The sequence below is a fragment of the Sulfitobacter sp. M22 genome, from assembly GCF_021736025.1.
Classification (GTDB): Bacteria; Pseudomonadota; Alphaproteobacteria; order Rhodobacterales; family Rhodobacteraceae; genus Sulfitobacter; species Sulfitobacter litoralis.
Genome location: NZ_WMEC01000007.1, coordinates 30,836 through 55,253 on the forward strand (window position 1 = coordinate 30,836; position 24,418 = coordinate 55,253).

29 protein-coding genes are annotated in these 24,418 nt (G+C 58.8%); 14 read left to right on the forward strand and 15 right to left on the reverse strand.

Features of this window, described 5'->3' with window-relative positions:
- Positions 1 to 241: 241 nt before the first annotated feature.
- Entirely contained in the window at positions 242 to 679 is a 438-nt protein-coding gene (locus GLP52_RS18730; protein ID WP_237273961.1) for a Fur family transcriptional regulator, read from the reverse strand.
- A 343-nt stretch (positions 680 to 1,022) separates the two neighbouring features.
- On the opposite strand from GLP52_RS18730, the gene GLP52_RS18735 reads away from it, so the two are divergent.
- A complete protein-coding gene (locus tag GLP52_RS18735; protein ID WP_237273962.1) occupies positions 1,023 to 1,958 on the forward strand; it encodes a multicopper oxidase domain-containing protein in 936 nt (311 codons plus the stop codon).
- Positions 1,959 to 1,960: 2 nt separating this feature from the next.
- A complete protein-coding gene (locus GLP52_RS18740) occupies positions 1,961 to 3,145 on the forward strand; it encodes a ZIP family metal transporter (protein WP_237273963.1) in 1,185 nt (394 codons plus the stop codon).
- 10 nt (positions 3,146 to 3,155) lie between these two features.
- Here the strand turns inward: GLP52_RS18740 and GLP52_RS18745 are convergent, their stop codons facing one another.
- A complete protein-coding gene (locus GLP52_RS18745) occupies positions 3,156 to 3,356 on the reverse strand; it encodes a cation transporter dimerization domain-containing protein (RefSeq protein ID WP_237273964.1) in 201 nt (66 codons plus the stop codon).
- 222 nt (positions 3,357 to 3,578) lie between these two features.
- On the opposite strand from GLP52_RS18745, the gene GLP52_RS18750 reads away from it, so the two are divergent.
- The 4 genes from GLP52_RS18750 to GLP52_RS18765 are packed head-to-tail and all read left to right on the forward strand — an operon-like array spanning position 3,579 to position 7,065.
- A complete protein-coding gene (locus GLP52_RS18750; RefSeq protein ID WP_237273965.1) occupies positions 3,579 to 4,142 on the forward strand; it encodes a recombinase family protein in 564 nt (187 codons plus the stop codon).
- Positions 4,143 to 4,154: 12 nt separating this feature from the next.
- Positions 4,155 to 5,066 carry an ABC-three component system protein gene (locus tag GLP52_RS18755; protein WP_237273966.1) on the forward strand — a complete coding sequence of 304 codons (912 nt, stop codon included), beginning with the start codon at positions 4,155 to 4,157 and terminating at the stop codon, positions 5,064 to 5,066.
- A complete protein-coding gene (locus GLP52_RS18760) occupies positions 5,063 to 5,308 on the forward strand; it encodes an ABC-three component system middle component 6 (protein ID WP_237273967.1) in 246 nt (81 codons plus the stop codon). Before GLP52_RS18755 ends, GLP52_RS18760 begins: the two co-directional genes overlap by 4 nt.
- On the forward strand, positions 5,305 to 7,065 hold the full coding sequence (locus GLP52_RS18765; RefSeq protein ID WP_237273968.1) for an ABC-three component system protein: 1,761 nt from the start codon (positions 5,305 to 5,307) through the stop codon (positions 7,063 to 7,065). The genes GLP52_RS18760 and GLP52_RS18765 overlap by 4 nt, the downstream gene beginning before the upstream one ends.
- 188 nt (positions 7,066 to 7,253) lie before the next feature.
- Here the strand turns inward: GLP52_RS18765 and GLP52_RS18770 are convergent, their stop codons facing one another.
- The 6 genes from GLP52_RS18770 to GLP52_RS18795 all read right to left on the reverse strand — a co-directional run bounded on the left by GLP52_RS18770 (position 7,254) and on the right by GLP52_RS18795 (position 12,126).
- Complete coding sequence (locus GLP52_RS18770) at positions 7,254 to 7,547, reverse strand: hypothetical protein (RefSeq protein WP_237273969.1); 294 nt, start codon at positions 7,545 to 7,547, stop codon at positions 7,254 to 7,256.
- Entirely contained in the window at positions 7,529 to 8,197 is a 669-nt protein-coding gene (locus tag GLP52_RS18775; RefSeq protein WP_237273970.1) for a ParA family protein, read from the reverse strand. Before GLP52_RS18775 ends, GLP52_RS18770 begins: the two co-directional genes overlap by 19 nt.
- A gap of 82 nt (positions 8,198 to 8,279) precedes the next feature.
- Positions 8,280 to 9,332 (reverse strand): replication initiator protein A, encoded by a 1,053-nt coding sequence (locus tag GLP52_RS18780; RefSeq protein WP_237273971.1) that lies wholly within the window; start codon positions 9,330 to 9,332, stop codon positions 8,280 to 8,282.
- A gap of 254 nt (positions 9,333 to 9,586) precedes the next feature.
- On the reverse strand, positions 9,587 to 10,135 hold the full coding sequence (locus tag GLP52_RS18785; RefSeq protein WP_237273972.1) for a hypothetical protein: 549 nt from the start codon (positions 10,133 to 10,135) through the stop codon (positions 9,587 to 9,589).
- 18 nt (positions 10,136 to 10,153) lie between these two features.
- A complete protein-coding gene (locus GLP52_RS18790) occupies positions 10,154 to 11,827 on the reverse strand; it encodes a type IV secretory system conjugative DNA transfer family protein (RefSeq protein ID WP_237273973.1) in 1,674 nt (557 codons plus the stop codon).
- On the reverse strand, positions 11,827 to 12,126 hold the full coding sequence (locus GLP52_RS18795; protein WP_237273974.1) for a mobilization protein: 300 nt from the start codon (positions 12,124 to 12,126) through the stop codon (positions 11,827 to 11,829). The genes GLP52_RS18790 and GLP52_RS18795 overlap by 1 nt, the downstream gene beginning before the upstream one ends.
- 642 nt (positions 12,127 to 12,768) lie before the next feature.
- On the opposite strand from GLP52_RS18795, the gene mobQ reads away from it, so the two are divergent.
- Positions 12,769 to 14,058, forward strand: a complete 1,290-nt coding sequence (gene mobQ, locus GLP52_RS18800) for a MobQ family relaxase (protein WP_237273975.1) — start codon at positions 12,769 to 12,771, stop codon at positions 14,056 to 14,058.
- On the opposite strand, the gene GLP52_RS18805 is transcribed toward mobQ, so the two are convergent.
- On the reverse strand, positions 14,048 to 14,386 hold the full coding sequence (locus tag GLP52_RS18805; RefSeq protein ID WP_065334475.1) for a hypothetical protein: 339 nt from the start codon (positions 14,384 to 14,386) through the stop codon (positions 14,048 to 14,050). The genes mobQ and GLP52_RS18805 overlap by 11 nt on opposite strands.
- 489 nt (positions 14,387 to 14,875) lie before the next feature.
- Here GLP52_RS18805 and GLP52_RS18810 point away from each other — a divergent pair, with 489 nt between their 5' ends.
- Entirely contained in the window at positions 14,876 to 15,760 is an 885-nt protein-coding gene (locus tag GLP52_RS18810) for an ArdC family protein (RefSeq protein WP_237273976.1), read from the forward strand.
- A 231-nt stretch (positions 15,761 to 15,991) separates the two neighbouring features.
- On the opposite strand, the gene GLP52_RS18815 is transcribed toward GLP52_RS18810, so the two are convergent.
- The 6 genes from GLP52_RS18815 to GLP52_RS18840 form a co-directional block, all read right to left on the reverse strand.
- Positions 15,992 to 16,684 (reverse strand): IS6 family transposase, encoded by a 693-nt coding sequence (locus GLP52_RS18815; RefSeq protein ID WP_237273977.1) that lies wholly within the window; start codon positions 16,682 to 16,684, stop codon positions 15,992 to 15,994.
- Positions 16,685 to 16,826: 142 nt separating this feature from the next.
- Positions 16,827 to 17,735, reverse strand: coding sequence for a cation diffusion facilitator family transporter (locus tag GLP52_RS18820; protein ID WP_237273978.1), 909 nt, complete (start codon positions 17,733 to 17,735; stop codon positions 16,827 to 16,829).
- A 30-nt stretch (positions 17,736 to 17,765) separates the two neighbouring features.
- Positions 17,766 to 18,452, reverse strand: coding sequence for a ZIP family metal transporter (locus GLP52_RS18825; RefSeq protein WP_237273979.1), 687 nt, complete (start codon positions 18,450 to 18,452; stop codon positions 17,766 to 17,768).
- Positions 18,449 to 19,063 carry a cation transporter gene (locus GLP52_RS18830; protein ID WP_237273980.1) on the reverse strand — a complete coding sequence of 205 codons (615 nt, stop codon included), beginning with the start codon at positions 19,061 to 19,063 and terminating at the stop codon, positions 18,449 to 18,451. The genes GLP52_RS18825 and GLP52_RS18830 overlap by 4 nt, the downstream gene beginning before the upstream one ends.
- 113 nt (positions 19,064 to 19,176) lie before the next feature.
- A complete protein-coding gene (locus GLP52_RS18835) occupies positions 19,177 to 19,533 on the reverse strand; it encodes a YnfA family protein (RefSeq protein WP_237273981.1) in 357 nt (118 codons plus the stop codon).
- Entirely contained in the window at positions 19,500 to 19,928 is a 429-nt protein-coding gene (locus GLP52_RS18840; protein ID WP_024099356.1) for a MerR family transcriptional regulator, read from the reverse strand. Before GLP52_RS18840 ends, GLP52_RS18835 begins: the two co-directional genes overlap by 34 nt.
- Before the next feature lie 177 nt (positions 19,929 to 20,105).
- Between GLP52_RS18840 and GLP52_RS18845 the strand changes: the two genes are divergently transcribed.
- The 6 genes from GLP52_RS18845 to GLP52_RS18870 all read left to right on the forward strand — a co-directional run bounded on the left by GLP52_RS18845 (position 20,106) and on the right by GLP52_RS18870 (position 24,407).
- A complete protein-coding gene (locus GLP52_RS18845) occupies positions 20,106 to 20,714 on the forward strand; it encodes an SCO family protein (protein ID WP_394415512.1) in 609 nt (202 codons plus the stop codon).
- A complete protein-coding gene (locus GLP52_RS18850) occupies positions 20,711 to 21,154 on the forward strand; it encodes a disulfide bond formation protein B (protein ID WP_237273982.1) in 444 nt (147 codons plus the stop codon). The genes GLP52_RS18845 and GLP52_RS18850 overlap by 4 nt, the downstream gene beginning before the upstream one ends.
- Complete coding sequence (locus GLP52_RS18855; RefSeq protein ID WP_237273983.1) at positions 21,151 to 21,813, forward strand: DsbA family protein; 663 nt, start codon at positions 21,151 to 21,153, stop codon at positions 21,811 to 21,813. The genes GLP52_RS18850 and GLP52_RS18855 overlap by 4 nt, the downstream gene beginning before the upstream one ends.
- Before the next feature lie 70 nt (positions 21,814 to 21,883).
- Positions 21,884 to 22,267: a copper chaperone PCu(A)C gene (locus tag GLP52_RS18860; RefSeq protein ID WP_237273997.1), complete on the forward strand. Its 384-nt coding sequence runs from the start codon at positions 21,884 to 21,886 to the stop codon at positions 22,265 to 22,267.
- Between the two features lie 171 nt (positions 22,268 to 22,438).
- Positions 22,439 to 22,798, forward strand: coding sequence for a hypothetical protein (locus tag GLP52_RS18865; RefSeq protein WP_237273984.1), 360 nt, complete (start codon positions 22,439 to 22,441; stop codon positions 22,796 to 22,798).
- Positions 22,799 to 22,997: 199 nt separating this feature from the next.
- Positions 22,998 to 24,407 carry an efflux RND transporter periplasmic adaptor subunit gene (locus GLP52_RS18870; protein WP_237273985.1) on the forward strand — a complete coding sequence of 470 codons (1,410 nt, stop codon included), beginning with the start codon at positions 22,998 to 23,000 and terminating at the stop codon, positions 24,405 to 24,407.
- Positions 24,408 to 24,418 lie beyond the last annotated feature (11 nt).

Sequence of the window (24,418 nt, forward strand, 5' to 3'; positions counted from 1 at the left end):
GCGTTGAGCTAAAAATAGGAGCTTCAGTTGCTAGAGGTTCAAGCAGTTTCTGTGATGATCTGATCGAATGACTGCAACAGTCGGAACTGACCCTTCGCAACCCGGTTCGATCTCTCGATCCAATGACGTTCGACTTTTGACTTGGCTCCGGCCCCACCTGTGGCGGGTCACCGGGCTCCGGTCGGCGGTGCCTCTAGTGCTAAAAGGCCTCCTGTCCTCCAGCGCCCGCAACGGTGCTCGCTCACAGCTTTTGACAATAGAGTTCAAGTCGATGGTGAACGACCTCGTAGCCAAGCTTTCTTGCAACTTCTTGTTGTAACTTTTCAATTTCTTCCGATTGGAATTCAATCACTTCGTCAGATTCCAAATCAACGATGTGGTCATGGTGCTCTGATATTGTGCTTTCATATCTGGCACCATGTCCCTCAAAATAGTGCCGCTCAGCTACGCCGACCTTTTCCAGAGATGCGAGATTTCGGTAAACTGTGGCTAGGGATATCGACGCATCCGATGCCCTTAAGCGGCGGTATAGTTCAACGGCATCTGGGTGATCCTCGGATTCAAGCAATACCTTCAATAAAGCCACCCTCTGATTGGTGATGCGCAACCCGTTGCTGGCAATGATGTCGCAAGCACGTGATCCTGCTGGATCCTGATCCTGTCGCACGTCCGACGTCATACTCTCTCTCCTCAGGGAAGGATTCCCAGTTGCAACTAATTCTCAGTTGCGTTTAAGTTAATGCATAATGCAAATGATTCGCAACAATTCTGACTGCCAGGCAACCACTGCGATCCGTCAACAACAAGATATTCGGCCGCAATCCCTGGAGGGAAACATGGAATCCTCAGATTCTCGGGACGAGACTGTAAGTCGCCGCGGCGTTCTCTTGGCGGGTCTTGCGGCTGCAGGGAGTTCCGTTGCTGTTGGAAACAGAGCGAGAGCACAGGAGGCTCATCCAAGCGTGGCGCAGGAGGCTACTGGACCATCAGCATCCGCGCAAACCATGACAACACACGGAAATATGATGACCGTCGGCGAAGTGGACAGCCAGGCCAACGGATTTGACCCGGTAGCAATGCTGACGGATTGGGATGTCGGTACCACCGAAATCCTACCCGACGGGCGTACGCTCAGAACCTTCCAAGTGGATGCGGAAGACAAGGAGATCGAAATTGCCCCAGGCGTTTTTTTCCCTGCCTGGACGTTCAATGGCCGTGTCCCCGGCCCCGCACTCCGTGCAAAGGAGGGTGACCGTATCCGCATTGTGTTCCGGAATTTCGGATCGCACCCGCATTCAATGCATTTTCATGGCATTCATTCCGCGCGTATGGATGGTGTGAACGGAACACCGGGCATGATTGGCCCGGGCGAGGAATTTACCTACGAGTTCGACGCCAAACCGTTTGGCTGCCACCTGTATCACTGTCATGCACTGCCCCTGAAACGTCACATGGCCAAGGGCATGTATGGCGCTTTCGTCGTCGACCCTGACCCGGAAAGGCACCCTGATCAGACAGACGTCGCCCGCTCGCGCCTGATGGGAACCACCGAGAACGCGCAGTGGCAGGAACTGGTCATGGTGATGAACGCCTTCGATACAAACTTCGACGAGGAGAATGAGTTCTACGCTGCCAACACAGTCGCCTTCGCCTATATGAAGACCCCGATCAGGATCGAAAAGAACCGGCCCGTGCGCATCTACCTGATCAATACCGTCGAGTTCGATCCGATCAACTCGTTCCACCTCCATGGCAACTTCTTCGACTATTACAATCAAGGCACGACATTGACACCGACCCTGCGCACCGTCGACATCATCACGCAATGTCAGGCAGAGCGCGGCATTCTCGAATTCAGCTTCGCCGACCATGAACCGGGGCTCTACATGTTTCATGCACACCAGGCCGAGTTTACAGAACTGGGCTGGATGGCGAATTTCGCCGTTGTGGAGGCGTGAACATGGAGGACCAGCCAACACTCTCGGACCCCCGGCGCCCGCAAAATCTCATCTGGCTGCTGATGCCACTGGCACTGTTGATTGCTGCCATCGGCTGGATCGTTTTTACAGACCCTTTCCAGAGTTTCAGAAATGGTGCCCCGCCCGTCGAAGGCGTGACATTCGAGCGTACCATCCTGAACGATCAGGGCCTAAGAATGCAAGTGCGGGCGGGCGGCTCGGACCCGATGACCATCGCCCAGGTACAGGTTGATGCCGCGTACTGGTCGTTTACGCAAACACCGCTGGGAGACATATCGCGCGGTGCCACGGTGTGGCTGGATGTACCCTATCCATGGGTGCTCGGCGAAGCCCATGCCGTGACCCTCGTCACAACAACCGGTGCGACGTTCACCCATGAAATCGAGGTTGCCGTTCCGACACCGAAAGTCACGGCAGGCCAGCTAAGATTTCAGGCGTTGATCGGGATATTCGTAGGTGTCGTTCCGATCGTCTTTGGTCTGATGTTCTATCCGGTATTGCGCGGTGTCGGTCAGGGCGGCATGAATTTCCTGATGGCGCTGACCATAGGCCTTCTGTCCTTTCTCCTGGTCGACTCGGCTGAGGAAGCCTTGGAACTCGCAGGAAGTTCAGCGGCACTATTTCAGGGCCCTGTGATGGTGATCCTAGTTGCAGCGGCCACTTTCTTGCTGCTCATGGCCGTGGGGCAACGTGACGGCCCCCCGACGGGCCTGGCGCTGTCAACGTTCATTGCCCTGGGCATCGGATTGCACAATCTGGGTGAAGGGTTGGCAATCGGCGCGGCATTTGCAGCGGGATCAGCGGGTCTGGGCACCTTTCTGGTGCTGGGCTTTACGCTACACAACGTCACTGAAGGCATCGGGATCGCAGCACCCATCCTCAAGAAGCGCCCACCACTTTGGGCATTTGCGGGCCTGGCCCTGCTCGCCGGTGGCCCGGCGGTCATAGGTATGTGGCTCGGTAGCCTTGCATTCTCGCCGCAATGGGGCGCGTTTGCTCTGGCTATCGGCTCGGGAGCGATCCTGCAGGTTGTGGTTCAGGTTGGTGCTTACGTGATGCGAAGCAACAAGATGGGTCTGGAGACATTCCTGCGACCGTCTGTGCTGAGTGGCCTGACGGCTGGCGTGGCGTTCATGTATATTACCGCAGCATTCGTGAAAATCTGAGATCAACCGTTCAAAAGACGATTGCATCATCGGGTTTGACCTTGTGCTCCGGTTCAATATGGATGTGGACGGTGCTGCCTGCAATCTGGCGTTTCAACGCAAGTTCAATCCGATCACAAATCTCATGGGCCTGTAACACATCCAGGTTACCGGGCACGATAAGGTGAAATTCAATAAAAGTGCGTCGACCAGCATATCGGGTGCGCAGCAATCGTAAGCGCTTTCCCGATCCCCTTCTACCGATTGCCTTCGTTTCGTGAGAGTCCTGCTTTTGTGGGATGATGATGGACGTCTATTTGGACCGCTCTACAGTTGGCGACGCGGACCGCATTGCCGCGAAAACGACCCTTTTCGCGGCAGTTTTTTATCTTACGCCAAGTCATTGATCCGATTGGTTCTGGACCGCCGCAAAAACCTCGTGCAAAAAGAATCCATGAAAATCGGTTACGCACGTGTGTCCACAGAGGAACAGAACCTTGATCTACAGATCGAGGCGCTTACCGAGGCTGGCTGCGATCGGATCGTTACCGACCAAGCGCAGAGCGGCGCGAAAGCAGCCGAGACCCGCGCGGGATTTTCCGAGGCGCTGGATCTGCTAGGCTCCGGCGACCTTCTGGTGGTCTGGAAGCTGGACCGTGTAGGCCGATCCATTGCAGACCTGATCCATCTTCTGAAGTTTTTTGAGGACCGTGGTATCGAATTTCGCAGCTTGACAGACGGGATCGACACGACGACCGCAGGTGGTCGTTTGGTGTTCCACATCATGGGCGCACTTGCCGAATTCGAGCGTGACCTGATCCAGGAGCGGACCAGAGCGGGCCTGCGGGCTGCTAAGAAGCGCGGAAAGCGGCTTGGCCGCCCCCCTGCCCTCACGCCCGCGCAAATTGCACACGCCAAGGCGGCAATCTCGGCAAAACGGGAGACCGTTACCGGCATGGCCGAAATCCTTGGCGTGAATCGTAGCACCATACAACGCGCGCTTGGAGCTTCGGCGTGAGGCGTGTTGAGCATGGATAGCCTTCAGCGCGCCTTCTACGGGCTGAAGTTCGAGAACGCTTTTCTCAAGCAAAAGGGGAAGGCGTTCGAGGACTTATTTTCAAGGATCATGGGGCACGCCTACCCCGGTGATTTTCAAGCCGTGCGGCCTTATGGAAATCGCGGCGACCTGAAATGCGATGGCTACCGCGTCAGCGACAAGACCGTTTTCCAGTGCTACGCCCCGTCTGCCATGAAACTGGCGAATATGCTCGCCAAGATGGACGAGGACTTCAACGGCGCAGTTGCTCATTGGGGCGACCGAATGGACCGCTGGTCGTTCGTTCACAACGAGGATGGTGGCCTGCCCGGCGATGCGACACAGAAGCTGGTGGACCTCGGCACCGCGAATCCGGATGTCAGCCTCGACCAGACCGGGTATCCGGAGCTGTTCGCAATCGTCATGGCACTTCCTGTCCCGCAGCTCGAAGACCTATTCGGGTCGGTGCCGTCACAGCGCACGATGGCTCAACTGGACTACGAGGCCCTGCGCCCAGTCGTATCCCTGATCCAGAAGCTATCCCCAGACGACAATCCGCCCCTGTCTGCGCCTTCGGCGTCGAAGCTGGACGCGAACGACCTCACGGCTGATGCCGCCGAGCTCCTGCGCCAGGGCCGCCGTCGTGAGCCGCTGGTCGAGCAGTTTTTCAACGACTGGCCCGATCCGAGCTTTGGCGAGGAGATTGCCCAAGGGTTCCGCGAGCGGTATCAGGCGTTGAAGGCGGAAGACCTGTCGCCTGACCAGATATTCTCCGAGCTGCAAATTTTCGCCGGTGGTATGGACGGGACGCCTCCGCATCAGGCAGCTGTGCTCGCGGTCATGTCCTACTTCTTCGAGCGGTGCGATATATTCGAGGATCACGTCGAGGACGATGTGGGAACATGATCCTGCCGACCAAGCACATAAGACCGGAACGCGCGCTTCTGACAATTGGGGCCGAGGTTCTAGGGTGTCTGCGCGAGCCGATGACCGTCTCCCGTGTCTGGGACGAGCTTCGCAAACGGCGTGGCGAAACGTCGGAGCCATCCGCGATCACATACGATTGGTTCATCCTGGCGCTCGACCTTCTGTTCATCGTGAAGGCCATTGATTTTGACAGTGGCGTGCTGCGGAAGACGGCACCATGATCCATACGATTACGAGCGACATCGATGGTTTCAAGGGGCTGACGTTTACACCTGGATTGAACATCCTGCTTGCCGAGAAGAGTGCTGACGCAACGGATCGCCAGTCGCGCAACGGAGCTGGGAAGACCAGCTTCGTAGAGCTGATCCACTTTCTGTTCGGCGGCAACGTCAAGCCGGACAGTATTTTCAGGACGAACGAGCTGGTGGCATCCACATTCGAGATGCAGATCGACATGGGCGGGCATGTGATTTCGGCAGCACGATCTGGCGCGAAGCCATCTCGCATCCGAATACAGGGCGAGACGTCTCACTGGCCGATCGAACCAACCTTGGAAACCAAGACCGGCGACCTCCTCCTGTCGAACGACCACTGGAAATCTGATCTAGGGGCGCTGATGTTCGGCCTTCCCGTAGACCCCGATGCCCAAAGCCGCTTCGGAGCGACCTTCCGGTCCCTTTTCTCGTATTTTGCGCGCCGCCAGAACAGCGGGGGTTTTGTTCAGCCTACCCAGCAGTCGGGTCAGCAGCAGAATTGGGATCAGCAGGTTGCAGTATCCTATCTTCTCGGTCTCGATTCCGGCATTTCTCAAGAGTTCCAGGAAACCCGTGCGCAGGAAAAAGCGATGGCCGAGCTTCGCAAAGCAGCGAAACAGGGCAATCTGGGGAAATTCTATGGTAACGCCGCCGATTTCCGCACTCGCCTAGCTATTGCCGAGACCAAGGCGCGACAACTCCAGCAGCAGCTCGCCACATTCAACGTGGTCCCTGAATATGCAGCAATGGAGCAGGAAGCGTCAGAGATCACGCGGACCATTTCCGCCGTCAACGATGAGAATCTAATTGACCGCGAGTTGGTCCTGCAACTTACGTCCTCGCTGGCGGACGAGCGCCCACCTGCCGCTGACAACATCGCAAAGCTCTACAGCGAAGCCGGCGTCGTCCTGCCGGGCACGGTCGGTCGACGGTTCGAAGAGGTCTCGCAGTTTCACGAGGCTATCGTTCGCAACCGCCAGGCCCATCTTTCGGCAGAGATTGCAGCCGCCGAGGGGCGCATCTCCGCGCGAGTTGCCGAACGTATCGACCTTGATCGACGGCGGGCGCAGCTCATGGGCATTCTGCAATCGGGTGGCGCTCTAGAGCATTACGCAAAGCTTCAGGAAGAGGTTGGACGGGCCGAGGCAAATGTTGAAGGGCTTCGCCAACAGCTTGAGATTGCCGAGCGGATCGAAAGCACGAAGGTCCAACTTGAAATCGAGCGTGCCCGTCTCCGCCAGGCGCTACAGAACGACTTGCATGAGCGCAGCGCCATTGTGAACGAGGCGATTGTCATCTTCGAGGAACTGTCGCAGGCCCTCTATGAACAGGCCGGAAACCTGACTATCGCCGAGACACCGAACGGACCGACGTTCGAGGTGAAGATTGACGCGCAGCGCAGCAAGGGCATCACGAACATGCAGATTTTCTGCTTCGATCTGATGCTGGCCGAGCTGGCGACCCGGCGAGGCATCGGCCCCGGCTTTCTGATCCACGACAGCCATCTGTTCGATGGCGTCGATGAACGTCAGGTCGCGAAGGCCCTGCAACTCGGTGCTGACCATGCAGCCAACGTCGGTTTTCAGTACATCGTCACGATGAACTCCGACGCAGTGCCCGAAGACGGTTTCCGCAAGGACTTTGACGTTCAGGCCTTCGTAAACCCAACCCGGCTGACAGATGAAATCGAGACCGGCGGGCTGTTTGGTGTCAGGTTTGGTTAGTTGATAGCCGTGATTCGGACATTGGTCATCGGGTATCCAAGGCGAAAACCGCCGATGCCCATCCTGTTCTCACTATGAAAACCTCTTATTTCGCGCGTCCCAGCCTACTGGGGGTCTGTTCAGCCGCCAACTCTATGGGTCAGGTTTGAGCGCAGTAGGCCTAGAATGCACTAGATAACAGATAACAGTTATCTCCTCCTGCCATCAATATCGACTGCCTTCGGAATGTCGATCCCTCCTGCTCGAAGGCACTCATACAGAAGCTCTTTTTGGGTCAACCCGCGCTTCTGTGCTTCCAATGCAAACGCTTCCTTGATTGGTTTGGGCACATTGGTGAACGAGAATTGGACACGCGGCGCGTCCTTTAGCGCGGAAGACTTGGCCTTGCTTACGCTCGGCAAGGGAGCCGCCATGGCTCTCAGCTTTTGGGCGTTTCCGTCGCCGTCCAGATCATCATCGAGGTTTATGCTGACTTTGGCCATGAGCCGCTCCTGTAGAAGCTGATGAGACCCCTGCCCTGCAAATCTGCCAGCACGGACTGAGCTGACCGCCGCGCCGACCCTTGTGGAGCCTGCCCAGTGGAAGTCATTTCCTTGAATCCTGTTCGATGCGCGCACATGGCGTTGAGCCGAGGCACATTCTGGGCATCGAGGGCATCGACAATGGCCTGCGTGATGTTTGTTTGTGTATCAACGTCCATCATCACGACCAGGGCCGGAATCTCTTTTTCCATTGTCTCGGCAACGCTTTGAACATGTGAGAAGGTCCGTTTGGCCCCCTTGGCGTCGGCTTCGTTGGCCTTTGATGGTATCAGGATTAGGCTTGCCGCCGCGATGGCGTGCATGGCCATCGCCGACTTGAAGCCTGCCGTATCTACAAAAATTGCGTCATACGGCGGATCAGCCTTCTTCAATGCCTTGACGGTTGGAAGAAGCTTTTCGTCATCCTCTTCGTATAGCCAGTCAAGATCGGTCTGTTCTTTTTTTGCCCATGATTCCAAGTGCCGCTGAGGGTCTGTATCAATCACGACGATCCTTGCACCATCCTGAACCATCAGGCTTGCGATGGCCGTCAGAAGTGTTGTTTTTCCCGCGCCGCCCTTTTCCTGCACTACGCTGATAACTTGCGTCATGGCTCGCCTCCATTTTTTACCAACCCTTAACTCTTAACAAATAACTGTCAACACTTAACAGATACCTGATATCTGTTAAGTGTTATGGGGCCTTGCCCTTGCGCTCATACCACTTCCGGCAAAACCCTATAAAAGCGGCATCGGGATGACGTGGTGGGTCGTTCATCCACATCCGCCATTCCTGCTCAAGTGCATAGACGTCCCATGTGGGGGCAGCCTTGCGGGCTTGATCGTAGGCATCAGAGGACAAACGCACCGATACCTCTGAAGCGAACGACGGGCTATCGCCATAAATCTCCAGAAACTCAGGCTTCGGAGTAATTTCCAGTACATCATGCAAAAGCCTGAAGCGATAATCGGGCATGTGGGACTGCGCTTCATCCGCCCTGCAGATCGCTTTTACAAGGCGTTTGAACTCTTTTGCTGTAGAGGTGGAGCCTGTCTTGTGTTGCAGCTTATCTAACCCAATCCGCCAGACATCCTGCTTTCCGCAGTGCTTTCGTGCCAACTCATACAAGCGCCGCTCCAAGGGTTTGCGGAGCTGAAAATAAGCTTTGTTGAGCGTCAGCACGTTCTTGTTCTCGATGGCCTTGACGAGCCAGTCACCCATTTCCAGCTCGACACTGAGAAGGCGTCCTGTGGAGTCCTCCTTGACAATCCGCGCATCGGTGATGAATGAAATCGAACGCCACTCACCTATGCCATGGTCATGAATGTTCGTCTCGATCTGCGTAAACTGAAGACGGGTGAGGGCACGTCGAAGCGTTGCGTAGGCCTGTCCGGTAGTATGGCGGTTTGTGGCCTTCAGCAGATCATGGGCTGAAATCCGGACCCGACGACCGATCTCCTGACCTTCGTTCTTCGCTGCCATGAGTTGGCTCAGAACATAAATCAGAATATCCCTATCGAAGACATTTGCGCGGCCTTCCTCAGCCGCTGGCGTGATCTTCACCTTCACGTTGCCTTGTTCGTACTCGAATGCGGCTAGGTCCTTTTTGATCGAGAGCGAGAACAGGGGGTGTTCCATCGAGGCGCGGTCACTCTTAGGCGTGGCATCCAGGATGTCACAAACAAACAGGTCCGGCTCAGTGTGCCGCTGCGGCAGCAAAGCTGTTCTTTTTCGGGGCCGTGCCATTATTCGATAATCTACCCACCATTATTCGACAGTCTGCACACCAGGGGCGTACAATGTTCGATACTCTACACACCTTTCTTCGACAGTCTACCCACCATTATTCGATACTCTACACACCCGCAGGCTAAAATGTGGTGGAATCGAGAAACGAAATCAGCGTGTTGCGGAGATGGCGATTCTCGTAACACGTTCTATAACACATATATAACACACAACTTCTCACGCAGAGCTGATCATCCCCATCACATGACCACTCACCGCTGATAGAAGACGCAGGCATGAACACCCGTGGTTGTCGTGGTCCATGACGCTCCAAGGACAGCGCATGTGGATACGTTGCTGGCCAAGAAACGAGGAAGTGTCACCGTCAGCGCCAAGGCCACAACCAATGCACCCAGACCAAACCAGGGCAGGCGGCTTTTGAGGCGATCCGCTTTCTGTTCCCGTTCGAACACCGCTCGATAGACGCTGGACCTGTCATCTTCCGATTTAGCCAAGGCTCCGATGGTTTTTTCTGTCTGGACGCCAAGATGTCTGACAATCTCGGTCAGCGCGTCTGCGGTTGCGCCCAGGTGGCTGTCGAAGGTCTGGCCCAGAAGATCCCCGTATTTTTTCGGGTTGGTCTGGTCCCGTGCGGCGAAGGCAGCAATCCGCGCTTCTGTCGCGACCTTGATCTGCTTGTCCGCAACGGCGGTCAGATCGTCGATCCTGTCGGACATGCTGGCGACAGCCGTGGCCATGAGATCGAGCGTTTCGCGCAGATCATCGTCGGAAAGGGCAGGGCGGTTGGGTTGGTCTGGCATCGGGAAGCGTCCTTCGGATTACTGTTCCTGCGGGACGAACAGCCCCTTGAACTCGGGATCGGCGTAATAGCGCAGCTTTTGCGCCACGGCGGTGGCTTGCCCTTGCACGCGCAGGAGCTGGTTTTCCGGGCGGAGCTGCATGATTTCATCTGGGGTCAGCAGATCGCGGCCCGTGATGTTGTTGCTGAAGCTGGGGCCGTCACCGGGCTTGAAACTGTCGGTCTGGAATCCGGCTGTCTCCTGACCCATCATCTGGCTCAGCCACTTGGCCGTCTCGAAATCATTCACCCCGAAGACCTGCTGCACCCCGGCATTGGCAATGAATGTGCCCGCGCGTTCGCCGTAGAGGTCCTTGAGCTGGCTCATGTCCTGCAGGATCGGCCAGAGCTGGAGGCCATATCCCGCCATCAGCCCCATGGCGCGTTCCACGGCCTCCAGACGGCCCAGGGCGGCAAACTCGTCCAGCAGGAACAGCGTGGGCGTCTTCAGACGCTGTGTGCCCCCTTGAGCGTCTGCAAGGCCGCTCTGGGGCCTCACGGACGCCTCAGCGTCCCGTGCGATGTCCTGAAGGGCCTGAGACACCAGAAGGCGCAGCCAGCGGCTGTAGGCGTCCATCCGGTTCGGGGGCAACACCAGAAACACCGAAGCGATCCGGTGGCGCAGATCGGAGAAATGGAAATCCGACCGCGACAGGACTTTGGCTATACGCGGGCTGTCCAGAAAGTGCGTGTGGCGCTGTGCGTTGGATAGCACCGAGGCGGCTTCACGATCCGCCTTGCCGAGGAAGCGGTTGGCGGCGCGGGCAATCAGCCCGCTCGCCGCATCGCTGTCCTGCATCAGCTCCAGCAGAGCGCGCAGCTTTTCCGGGGGCAGGGTGAGATATTCCCGGACGGTGGCAAGCGTCCGGCGGTTGCGGTCCTCGTGGCAGACGCAGAACATGATCAGACCGCCGAGGATGGCCTTGGCCTCCTCGTTCCAATGCGCTTCCGTCACCTGTCCCGGCGGGTCCATGACCAGCGCCTCTGTCAGGGAGGCCGCATCCTCGCCCAGATCGAGGCTGTCCGGTGCCAGCCGGTCGAGCGGGTTGTAGGCGGCAGACGGCATCCCGGTGACCTCAAACGGATCGAGGACGTGGACCGTTCCGAACCGCCGCCGGGCTTCCCCGGCGATCCGGGCATTCTCGCCCTTGGGGTCGATGACCAGGACCGAGCGTTTCGCCGCCAGCAGGTTCGGGATCACAGTGCCGACGCCTTTCCCGGCCCGTGTCGGGGCGAGGGTGATCAGATGGGCCGGACCATCATAGCGCAGCAGCCGTCCGGTGTGCGGGTTGCGCCCGATCAGAAGGCCATCTTCCCGCTGGAGTTTCTTCAGTTCCTTGCGGTTGGCGAAGCGGGCCGAGCCGTGGCTGTCGCCGGTCAGCCCGAAGAAGGCGTCCGCGCCAGAGGCCATGCGCCAATACTGGAACCCGAAGACAGCGCCCACAAACATCAGGGGCCCGAAGACCAGCCACTGCCATGCGCTTTCTCCGGGCGGCTGGTCAAAGAAGGCGAAGACGAACGGCGTGGCGACAAGTGCCCCAATCATCGCGCCGAACAGGACAGCGCCGATCATCCAGCCCAACAGGATGGGCGTGAAGATCAACCGACCGAAGAACCGGAACAGCCCTCCGAAGACGAGCATCACGCCCCGCATCAGGACGGCGTGTCCGGATCAGAGTTGGATGGTGCAGGGGAGGACGTCCCGGTGGGCGTCCCCCAGTCCGCGAAGGCCTTGCGGTCCTGTTCACGGGGCAGGTTGCGGATCAGCCGGTCGAGCATCGCGGCAGCCCCGGAATCCCGTTCCGCCAGATCGAGGAGCGCACCGCCCAGGATCACCTTGCGCCGGGTATCCAGCTTGCGCTGTCTGGTGGCTTCCCGGTTCTTCAGTGCCTGAAGACGGGCCTTGGCCTGGGCATATCGTTTCTCGGCTCGTTCGAGTTCGGTATCCGCCAATGCGCGTCTCCATCTTTGAAAAGAGTAGGTGGACAGGTTGGTCTTGTCAGATCGAGCGATAGCGCTTACCCGTAGGCCTGTAAAGGACAAGGGCGCACTTATGCAAACTCTTCACCTGCGGCTTCGAGATTTGCGTGCGATCTCTCTGGGGCAAAGCCCCGGCCGATGGCCATCCCCTTCGCTGCGTGCCGCCGCGACATGGAAGGGCGCGCCGCCCCTTCCAAACCATCCCAGCCCAACCTCAGCGGTTGGATCGCGTCCCGCAAGGTCGCGCCAGCGTCTCGCCCGATGCCCCACGGTGGGGGCCGGTCTACCGCTGGCGTCTCCCTTGCGGGAGGTATCGCGCGGTGGTGCTGATGCCCCTTCGCGATACCGGGTTTGCCTCCGGCAAACCGCCAGTGATCTGTCCCCATATCCCGCCCCCCATGAGGCCGGGGATATGGGGGCAGATCACTGGCAAGCCCGCGCCTCAGTGAGCCAGAGGCTCGCTTCGGGCGGGCTGTCTTTTCCCCTCGGATCGCGCCGGTTTGGGGCGCGATCTGACGGAGAAAAGACGACTGATCCGGTGGCCAATATCGGGGTATCGGCACGGATTAGGTCCGCCGCGTGCGGGCGTTTGCATCACGGGCGAGGGGAGGGCGCATGGCCAGCTACCACCTCTCCGTGAAGACGATCAAACGCAGCGCCGGGCGCTCTGCCACGGCTGCTGCCGCCTACCGTGTCGGAGAGCGCATCGAGTGCCAGCGCGAAGGCCGCGTCCATGATTACACCCGCAAGCAGGGTATCGAGGAGACCTTCATCCTGACCCCGAAGGATGCCCCGGATTGGGCCTCGGACCGGTCCCGCCTCTGGAACGAGGCCGAGGCCAGCGAGACCCGCCGCAACTCCGTCACCGCCCGCGAATGGGAGCTGGCGCTGCCGTCCGAGATCAGCGCCGAGGCCCGGTCGCAGATCACCCGCGACTTCGCCCAGGAGCTGGTCAGCCGCTACGGCGTGGCCGTCGATGTGGCGATCCATGCGCCCCACCGCGAAGGCGATCAGCGCAACCATCATGCTCACGTCCTGACCTCCACCCGCAAGCTGGAAGCCGGGGGCTTCACAGCCAAAACCCGCGTGCTCGATTCCGCGAAGACCGGCGGCGTCGAGATCGAGCAGATGCGCGGCCTCTGGGCCGAGTTGCAGAACCGCGCGCTGGAGCGTGTCGGAGGAGTCGAGCGTGTCGATCACCGGTCGCTTGAGAAGCAGCGCGAGACGGCGCTGGATCGTGGCGACAAGCTGACGGCCGAGGAGTTGGACCGCGACCCCGAGCTGAAGCTGGGGCCAGCGGCCAATTCCATGGAGCGACGGGCGAAAGCTGTGGCCGAACGTCAGGGCCGGGAATACGTCCCCGTCACTGAGCGCGGGGCCGTGGTCCATGCCGCCCGCCAGGCGCGCGCCGCTTTCCGCGAAATGCGTGAGCGGCTGGATATCGCGCGGGAGACTTATGGGGCCGAGCGGGACGCAGGGCAGGGGCGCGTATCCGCCGGTTTGGCCGCACTCAGGGCCGCGACCGCGAAAGATCGCAGCAGCGAGCGCAACCCGGAGGATTTCCGGGAGCGGTTGTCGCAGGTCGTGGGCCGGTCACGGGATCAAGACGACGCGCCGAAGCCGGAAGGTCGCAATTACGCGCGTAAGCGGCTGAAAGAGATCATGGAGAAAGACGCGGGCCGCGATGGTCAGTCGGCGGTTCACAAGCTGGATGGTCACAGCGAGTATGATCTGGGCGAGGACACAAGCCGCGAGGCGCGCAAGCCGTCCGTGAACGAGCGCCTGAAGGACGTGCTGAACAAGCCGCGCGAAAAGCTGGAAATTGAGGACGAGCGCGACCAGGAGAAGGATCAGGAGGTCGAGAAGGATAGGGAAATCGACCGTGATCCAGGTCTCAGTCACTGACGAGGCGATGAGAGGTCGTTTCTCCATTCTTCATGGGAATGCTCGCCTGAGAGAACCCGACACCAACAAGGAATGAAATCACGCCGGTTGCCGTCTTGAATTCGCGCACCCTGATCGCATTCTGCGTCACGCGCGTTCTGGCAGTGACAAGGATTTTCTCCTGCCCATCACTCCCAACCGTCCGCATGATCCACAGACCGTACCAGCTTGGTCCCTTGCGTTCAGGATCGGCTTTGCACAGCACTTCGACCGTGTGTCCCTCCTCAGCAAGTGCCCGAAGGCCTTGTTCGGTGGTGACGTTTAGTTCGAGGTCAATCGTCTGGTTCATCGCGCATACCAACAGAAACAATGATGGTCGTCTTGTGCCTGAATCTAACGAAGGCATCAATCGTATATTATCGAGTTAGATTTGGCTCGATAGAGATCAGTGATCCCGGCAGTGCGCCGGTATCGCTTTGAGCGATAGACAGGGCAGGGGATCGACGGGCTGGCGCCCGCTCACCCCAACCCAGACAGCTTCCAAATACTGTTGATCCGCCTGCCATCCCGGCAGGTCCGAGAAAACCGGCAAGCGCCGCCTGTGGCGTCGGTTCCGGTCGAGAATTCCGGTTCCTCCCACGCGCGGGCGCGCGGTTCCCTCCCAAATTCACGCCCTCCACCCGGTTGTCACGGCCCCGCCAGGCCGCAGGACGGGCTTTGCCCTTACCTGCTCTGCCGTCCGGAATGCATGGGCATTCCAGACAACAGAGAAGGAAGGCCCGCCCATCGGCGGAAAGGGAAAGAGACCCGGCCCGCGTCACTTGAAGGAGGGTCACAAATGACCGCAGAAAAGTTTGACGTTTATTCCCATGTCACCAATCAGATCATCGCGCAGATCGAGGCGGGAACGCCGCCCTGGCGCAAGCCGTGGACCGGCGGAGGGGCAGGGGTAAGCTTGCCGGAACGGTTCAACGGCGAGGCCTATCGGGGCATCAATATCCTGATGCTTTGGGCGACAGCGATGGCTAAGGATTACAGATCAGCCCGCTGGATGACGTTCAATCAGGCCAAGCAGCTTGGGGGCCATGTTCGCAAGGGCGAGAAATCCGCCACGGTCGTGAAATACGGCACCGTCGAGCGCGAGGACGAAAACGGTGAGGAACGCCAGATCCCCTATGCCAAGGCCTACCGGGTGTTCAACGCCGATCAGATCGAGGGCTTGCCCGCTGAATTCTACATCCTGCCCGATCCGCCCCGTGATCTTGGCACCGTGGCCGACCCCGAGCTGGAGGCGTTCTTTGCCGCGACCGGCGCACAGATCGACGTGACCGAGGAGCCGCGCGCCTACTACAACATCAAGACTGACCGGATTCATATGCCGCCGATTGGCACGTTTCACAGGGCCGCAGGGTATTACGGCACCTTGGCGCATGAGCTGACCCATTGGACAGGCGCGACAAAGCGGCTGGACCGCTTAGGCCGGTTCAATGACCGTAAGGCTTACGCGTTTGAGGAACTGGTCGCGGAGATCGGAAATTGCATGCTTTGCGCGCAGATCGGGGTGGAGCCTGAATTCGACCAGAGCGCGGCCTATGTCGAAGGATGGCTTGAAGCGATGAAGGAAGACAGCCGCGCGATATTCCGCGCCGCCTCCGAGGCGCAGAAGGCGGTGGATTACATCATGGACCGCACCGCGCAGGCCGACCGGATGGCCGCCGAGTAGCAGCCGCACCACTGAAATGATCGAGGCCCCCGTCAGGAGGCGGGGGCCTTTTGCGTTGTGGTGTGATCCTGGCCAAGGGCGGTTTCAGGGTGACCTGTCGGCGGGCAACCTGAAGGCCACCCGCCGACAGGCCCGGCGCTTCGCGCGGACAGGCATGAAATGCCCGGAGGGCCGTTTGGGGCGTTGTCAACTTAACTCGCTGGCGCCGAGGAAATGGCCTGTTTTGGAGCGTCAGATGCTCGCGGCGCCCTTCCAAGCGTCGAAGGCTTCGATTCGATGATAGCGTGTTGCGTTTGCGGAACGGCGGCTGGCGGGAACTGAGAAACGGTTTCGGACGGCAGTGTGGCAGGCTACAAACCGTTGCAACCCGCCCGGAGAGCGAAATCCTTGCATGCAACGCTCTCGTTTTCGAAACGGTAGATGGCTGTTTTCCGCCCTGTTGTTCAAGCCCTTGTGGGAACGATGTTCGAGACCGGATGCGACTTCACGTTTGGCCGCTCCGTAGGATCGCAGCTTGTCTGTGACGATCCGTTTGGGCAAGCCAAACCGCTTGATCAGCGCCTTCAAAAGACGCTTTGCGGCACGCTTGTCGCGTCTGGATTGCAGGATTTCCTCCAGAACAAGCCCGTTCTGATCGACCGCGCGCCAGAGCCAGAACTTCCGCCCCGATATCGTTACCACAACCTCATCGAGATGCCAGATATCGCCGGGACGGGCCTGGCGTCGACGCAAATTCCGGGCAATTTGAGGGGCAAATTTCGCCGCCCAACGCCGGATCGTCTCATAGGAAACGTCGACGCCACGGTTCAGGAGTATTTCCTCGACCTCGCGTAGGGAGAGGTTGAAACGCACATAAAGCCAAACCGCGTGCGTGATGATCTCTGGCGGAAAACGGTGGCGCTTGTAGCTGACAGTCGTACTCATGCGTAGCAACTACGAAAAATATCCAACGCTGCCAACGGACCCGTGTTAACGTGACAATTCCCTTCGAAAGCTTGCCGTCGCATTCGAGCCCCAGCACACGGTCGCCGTCTATGTTCACTTCTTTCCACATGAGGTTCTCCTTTCATCCATGCCCGTAACGGGCTGCGTCGTCGTGTTTGTTGTCGGCCTTCTCGAACTCCAGCGTCGAGTGATCGATTCCGAACTCCTCCGAAAGGCGGGTCTTGATCGCTTCCTTGATGTTTTCGACATCCTCCCAGCGATCCGGGGCGACCACGACATGTGTATCGAGCGCCGCGCGATGCTCCTGCATCTGCCAGAAATGCGCATGATGCACTTCCTCGACACCGTCGACTTTTTCGACGGCCGCGATGACCTTGTCCGTGTCGATATCGGGTGGGCTTCCCAACATCAGGGTGCGGATCGGGCCACCGATCTCGCTGAAGGCGAGCCAGAGAATATAAACGGCAATCCCGATGGTGATCGCCGGATCAACCCAGCGGATATCGTAGAGCAGGATGAGAACGCCACCGACGATCACGGCCACGGACGCCAGCGCATCGCTGAGGTTGTGGAGGAACAGCGCGCGGATGTTCACGCTGCCCTTCTGCATCGAATAGGTCAGCCACGCGGTGAGGGTGTCGATGAACAGGGCCACACCACCCAGGATGACCACCGTCCAGCCCTCGATTTCAGGCGGATCGACAAACCGCATCGCGCCTTCGTAGACCAGATAAAGGCCGATGATGATCAGAGAGGTGTAGTTGATCAGCGCGGCCACGATCTCGACCCTGCCGTATCCGAAGGTCATCTTTGCGTCCGCTGGGCGGCGCGCGACTTTGCGGGCGCCGAATGCGATGACGAGCGATGCCATGTCGGAGAAGTTGTGGATGGCATCCGCGATCAGCGCGAGGCTGCCGGAGAGTATTCCCCCGACGATCTGGGCGACCGTCAGGAGTCCGTTGGCCCAGATGGCGATCGCGACCCGTCGGTCACCTTCCTTGGGCTCCATATGGGCATGATCATGCGGCATGCTGGTTCCTTCTCATTGCGGCTCGGGCCATCACATCACCTCTTCGAGGGAGAGGAGCAGCAGGAAGCCAACGAAAAACATCGCCGCGACCCATGGCCGGTCGGGGGTCTCATGCGCTTCCACCAGCAGTTCCTCGGTCACGAGGTAGAGCAGCGCGATGAGGCCGAAGCTCAGAAACCCGGTGATGTAATGCGCCGGTAGGCTGGCGACCGGCGTTGCGATGAACGCGCCGACGGGAAGCAGGACAACGAGAGCCGCTATAATCAGGACGATCCGCATCTTGGATTTCACCGTCTCCGAAAGCTCGGTCGTGACGGCCAAACCCAGAAAAAGAACTTCGACGCTGAGCGCGATGGTCAGCAATAGGCCTGCTTGAGCCCCAGCCGCGAAGGCGATCCCGAGCACCAGGCCATCGATCAGGATGTCCACGCCGACGAGCGTAAGTAGCCCGGCCGAACCCTTCATTACCCGTTCCAGCTGACGGATCGCTAGCATCACGCCGATTCCGGCAAAGCCTCCGACGATCGTCGCGATCGGCGATCCGCTATGGGCGACATCCGGCATGATCTCACCCGCCGCCGCAGCAAATACGACGCCTGCTGCGAAATGCTGGATGGCGCTGACCAGCGTGGGGCCAGGTCGCACATTGACCGCGACGACGGCTCCCACGATCGCTACAGCAGCCGGTATCAGCGTGTAGACCCAAGCGGCCGTCATTTCTGATCCTCATGCACTGCTTCATGATGTTCCTCGTGCGCGTCCCGCAGGATGCCTATGCCGCCCCATGCCGCGATGCCGGCCACCGCGACCCCGACAACGAGGTCGGGCCAGTTGCTGCCCAACCACCAAACGAGACCGCCCGCGATCAGGATGCCGCCGTTCGATGCGAAATCGTTGAGGCTGAAGGTGTTGGCGGCCCGGATGTTCACGTCCGGTTCCTTCAGTCGCCCGAGCAGCCAGATGCAGGCGAGGTTGACGACCGCAGCGACCAGCGACATTGCGATCATCAGAGTTCCGAGCGGTTCGGAACCGCCGACATAGCGCCGCCAAGCGTCAATCAGAATGCCAACCGCAAAGATCAGAAGCAATCCGCCGGATACGTTTGCGGCACCCCGCTTCCACTTCGACGACCGGGACAAGGCCAGAAGGCTGATGCCATAGACGAGGCTATCGGATGTGTTGTCGAGACCATTGGCGATCAGGGCGCTGGAATCGCCGATGGCTCCCGTGGCGAAGAACCCCGCAGCGATTGCGAGATTGAGAAATAGAACAATCCAGAGCGTCTGGCGCTCTTTTTCATTCTTCCCTCTGAATTCACTTTTGACCATCGAACTGGCAAACCTTCCGATTTCTAACAAAGGGGCCGGAAACGCCCTCTTCGGATGCCGCTATCAAAAAGGTGTATAGAACCTCTAGCGACTATAGGTTCAAGAGAATATATTTACGTCTCTCTCGGCACCGAAAGAATAATCGCGGCACCGATCAAACAGATAGACGTACCTATGAAGTCCCATCTGTCAGGTCGCTGGCCCTCGACGAACCACATCCAGAGCATGGAGGCCCCGATGTAGATGCCGCCGTAGGCTGCGAAAGCGCGGCCCGCTGCGCTGGTTTCGATCTGCGCCAGCAACCAGCCGAAAAGCGCGAGCGCGAGTATGCCGGGTGCGAGCCAGAGCGGTGATGCCCCAAGACGCCACCACGCCCAGATGGCGAAACACCCGCTGATCTCCGCGACAGCAGCCAGCGGATAGGCAATTGCGGCGTTCAAGCCCCAATCTCGTCGTGCTCGGTGAGACATTCCGCATGGTCTCGAAGGACCTCCAGAACCTTGCACTCCGCAACGCTGTCACCGTCGCACTCGGCGACCATGCGTTTCAACTCCTTCTTGAGCGCTTGCAGACGCTTGATCCGCTGTTCGACTTGGTGGAGTTGCCGACGCGCGATCGAATCCGCCTCCGCGCAGGATTGGGACGGGTTGTCCGACAGATCTAGCAGCTCCCGGATGGAATCGAGCGAGAAGCCGAGCTGGCGGGAGTGCCGTATAAAAGCCAGCCGGTCCAGATCTTTCTCGAAATACCGGCGCTGGCCACCCGCCGTCCTTCCGGCCTCGTTCATCAAACCGATTTCTTCATAATAGCGGATCGTCTGAACCTTGGTTCCGGTTCTCCGCGAGAGTGTTCCAATAGCCAGCATGAGCGATCCTTCTATCTACAAAGACTGTAGCTTACCGAAGAGCCAACTCCCATGAAAAGACAAGGTTTCACTTTGGTGTGACTTCGGACAACAAAGAGCAACTTTTCGCTTGAACCTCTATCTGCTGTAGCTTGTATCCCGCGCACAGACGAACTGAACAGGTGGGTAGCGCAAGCAATGAAGAAGGTCCGGATAGTTCTCTGGTCGGCAGTGGTTGTCGCTGCGGCGGTGTCAGCCACGCTCTGGATGACCGAACGCGGTCAAGGACCGACCACCGCGCGTGTCGACCCCGAGGCCGAGAGTTTCGCTGCGGATTTCGAACTGACGGACCATACCGGTATGGTGCAGACCGACGAGGATTTCCGGGGGCGCTGGATGCTCGTCTTTTTCGGATTTGCGAACTGCCCCGACGTGTGTCCAATGGGGCTCGCAACCATCGCGCAGGTCATGGACGATCTCGGCACCGAAGGTGCCGCCGTCCAGCCCCTGTTCATCACGGTCGACCCTGAAAGGGATACGCCAGGCGCTCTGGCCGACTACGTTCCCCAGTTCGGTCCCGGAATCCTTGGGTTGAGCGGATCGCCGGACCAGATCGAACGAACAGCCGAGACCTTCAAGATCTACTACCAGAAGACCGAGGAAGCCTCGTCACCCGACGGCTATACGATAGGGCACACGTCGTCCTTCCTCCTGTTCGATCCGGAGGGCGAGTTCGTCCGCATCTACGAATACGATCAGGAACCCGGACTGATCGTTGCCGATCTTCGCGAAAGAATCGGCACGTGACAGCTGGGCCAGACGCAACGCCAAGTGCCGAGAATCCGGTGGCTTTCCTGTTCGCGGCATGGTTCGTCGCCTTGTCTGGGTCGCTTGCCGTGCTCTTCATCGGAGAGGTTCTGGGGCAGACTCCCTGCAATCTGTGCTGGTTCCAACGAGCCTTCATGTTCCCGCTCGCGGTCATCCTGGGCGTGGCGGCGTGGCGCGCCGACCTCTCGATCTGGCGCTATGCCGCGCCCCTTGCCGTTCTGGGCGGTGCTGTCGCCCTCTACCATTTCCTGCTTTACGCCGGGATCGTGCCTGCGCCGATCGTGCCCTGCACTGCATCCGGGCCATCCTGCACCGATGACGCGATGCTGATCGTCGGTATACCGATCCCTCTGCTTTCCCTGCTGACGTTCGGGGCGATCCTTGTCCTTCTCATTCAACTTCGACGGATTTCAATATGAACCGAAAGACTCTTCTGCTTGCGATACTCGCTCTGGTGCTGGCCGTTTTTGCGGCTGGTGCGTGGTTCGTGTCGCGCCCCGATCCGACCCCGGTGGCGACAGCCGCTCCGCTGGAACAACAGGATCGTCTTGTTCGGTCCTATTCTCCCTTACTCGGGCGCGAGGATGCGCCGGTGACCATCGTGGAGTTCTTCGACCCAGCCTGCGAGGCCTGCCGCGCCTTCCATCCCATCGTGAAGCAGATACTGGCGCAATACCCCGACGATGTGCGCGTCGTCATGCGCTACACGCCGTTCCACGGCGAAGGGTCCGAGCTGGCAATCAAGGTGCTGGAAGCGGCTCGGTTGCAGGACGTTTTTGTTCCCGTGCTGGAAGCGCTGCTTGAAAATCAGCCTGCCTGGGCCTCTCACGGCGCTCCGGCAGCTGAGCGCATCATGGAGATCGCCGGAGCGGCGGGCTTGGACACAGACGCCGCCGCAAATCAGATCATGTCACCCAGCATCGTCGGCGTCCTCAATCAGGACCGGGCCGATGTAGAAGCTGTCGGAATCCAGGGCACACCGACGTTCTTCGTCAACGGTAAGCCTTTGCCAGAGTTCGGTGCGGAGCAGCTTTTGTCGCTCGTCCAAGCCGAAGTCGAGGCTGTAGCAACCAACTAGAACGAACAGGAGAACCAAGGTGTTCAAAACCTTCGCAAACGCAATTCAGAGCCTGCCTGTCACTCTTCTGATGGGCTTGCCAATGGCATCGTCAGCGCAGCAGTTGTCAGACAACGCATGGATTGTGGTCGAGAGCCCTTGGGCGCGCGCGAGCCTTGGAATGTCGCGACCGGGCGGGGCCTATCTGACCGTTCGGAACGAGGGCAGCGATCCGATCTCTCTCATCGGTCTTCGCGCGAAGATCTCCGACATGGCCTCGATCCACGAAACCAGAACCAATTCTGACGGCGTCAGCAGCATGGCTCCGGCGGACGATATCATGATCCCGCTCGGGGGCATGATCGCCCTCGAACCCGGCGGATATCACGCCATGCTCATGCAACTGCAATCTCCGCTCGTCGAGGGGGAGACCTTTCCGCTAACCCTGCTCTTTTCTGACGGAACGGAGCTTTAAATCACCGTCCCGGTCCTTGGCATCGGCGCACGCGGCCCCGAAGGCTGATCCGGCTGATGATGAGGCGCGCGATGCAGAACAGAACGGAAGTTAGCCTATGATTCTGATGGTGAATAACATGCGACAAAAAGCGAATGGACCATCGGTTACGTGTCCTGTAAAGGTCCCATTATGAAGTACTTGTCCGCCATTCGTGTTGCTAAAATCGGGTTAGCCATACTGCTTGCGGCTGCTCTGAATTTCAACATTGCAAAAGCCGATGCCTATGTATTTGAGGCAAGTGAAGCAGTCTTTGAAAAAGTTGTCTTTGCTACCGATATGGTTAATCTTGATTTAACTGCTCAGGATCAAAGATATAGCGAGAATGGTGAGGCATCCCATGGCTTTGGCGATTGCCATATCCACATTATTGGACCGGGGCAGGTGCAGTTGGCATGCGATCAGTCGTCAGCAGACCGATCGCGACATTGGGCTGACGCCTCTGTGGTCCTTGCCACGCTCCAAGGTTTTTACCGTCCTCCGCGAGGCTGATCTGCCCCTATTGCAGAGTGGTATTTTACATATGCCGTGTCGAAACGGGCTTTGTAAAACTCATAAATATCACAGCAGATCAAACCGTTTGAGCCGAACCTGTTTCAGGGCCACTTCATCGGTTTGATCATGGCAGACGAAGTTCCAACAGGTACCCGGACGTGTTTTCGGTGACCTATTCAATCCCTGGAGTACGATTATGAAACCGACAACAATGACCATGGCTGCGCTGACGGTGGGCGTATTAGCCTTCGTCACGATACCTGCCACGTCTGGCAATGCGGAAACGCCTTTGCCGATGACAGCCGCAGCCGCAACCCCGCCGAAAGATGACGACCACGCGGGCGAAGCCAAAGATGCGCACGGTGATGATGACCACGCCGGTGAAGCCAAGGATGCGCACGACGATGATGACCACGCCGGTGAAGCTAAGGATGCGCACGACGATGATGACCACGCAGGTGAAGCCAAGGATGCGCATGGCGATGACGATCATGCGGGCGAAGCTGAGGGCGCACACGGCGATGAAGGCGGTGGCGATGTTGTCAAACTGGCCCCCGAAGTCGCGAAAGAGGCCGGAATCCTACTAGAGCAAGCTGAGTTGGGAGCCTTGGGCGAGTCCCTCAGCCTGCCAGCAGAAATCCGCTTTGACGCAGACCGGATGGCAAATGTCACCCCCAAAGTCAGCGGGGTCATAGATCGGCTTTTGGTTGGTGAAGGCGACACCGTTGCCTATGGAGATACGCTGGCACTGATCACAAGCCGTGAGCTTGCCGGGTTGAAATCGCAATGGATCATTGCGCAAACAAATGAAGTCCTTGCCGCACAGGCGTTGGAACGCCTGGAAGGTCTGTGGGCGCAAAAAGTCACATCCGAGGCGAATGTTCAGACAGCCCGCGCAGAGCATGAATCGGCAAAGACCGAAAGTGAAGCAGCAGAAACCGAGCTGCATGCCGTCGGAATTGATCACGCCGCCCTCGAAAAAATAGCCACTGCTCCGGATGGCAACAATGCCAATGCCTATCTGACTGCACCACTTGCGGGAACAATTGTGCGACGTGCGGCGACGCTGGGGGAAACGGTAACAGCCGGGGATTCCAGCGCCAAGGTGCTGTTCACGATTGTCGATGACAGCGTGGTTTGGGCCGATATCGCAGTTTACAAACAGGACATCAGCCGCGTTCGCGTTGGCGCACCCGTCGCCTTGAAATCAGACGCAGGCGACGTCATCGCACAATCAACGGTGGCCTTTATTCTACCGGTTATTGATGAAGTGTCGCGCACGGCGACGGCGCGTGTCATCCTCGACAACGCTGACAGAAGCCTGACCCCCGGCCAGTTTGTGATTGCAGATCTCAGCGTCGGCAATGCCGCGGAGGTTTTGCGCGTGCCACAATCCGCCGTGCAACTGGTAGAGAACCGTCCGTCTGTTTTTGTCCCTGTTGACGGCGGGTTCGCACCGCGCGCCGTCATGGTCGGCACAACCGCTGGCGGCTATGTGGAAATCCGCAGCGGGCTGGAGGAAGGCGACCTTTTTGTCTCTGACGGGGCCTTCACACTCAAAGCCCAACTTGAAAAAGACGCCTTTGGCGACGGCCACGGACATTAGGATAGCTGATT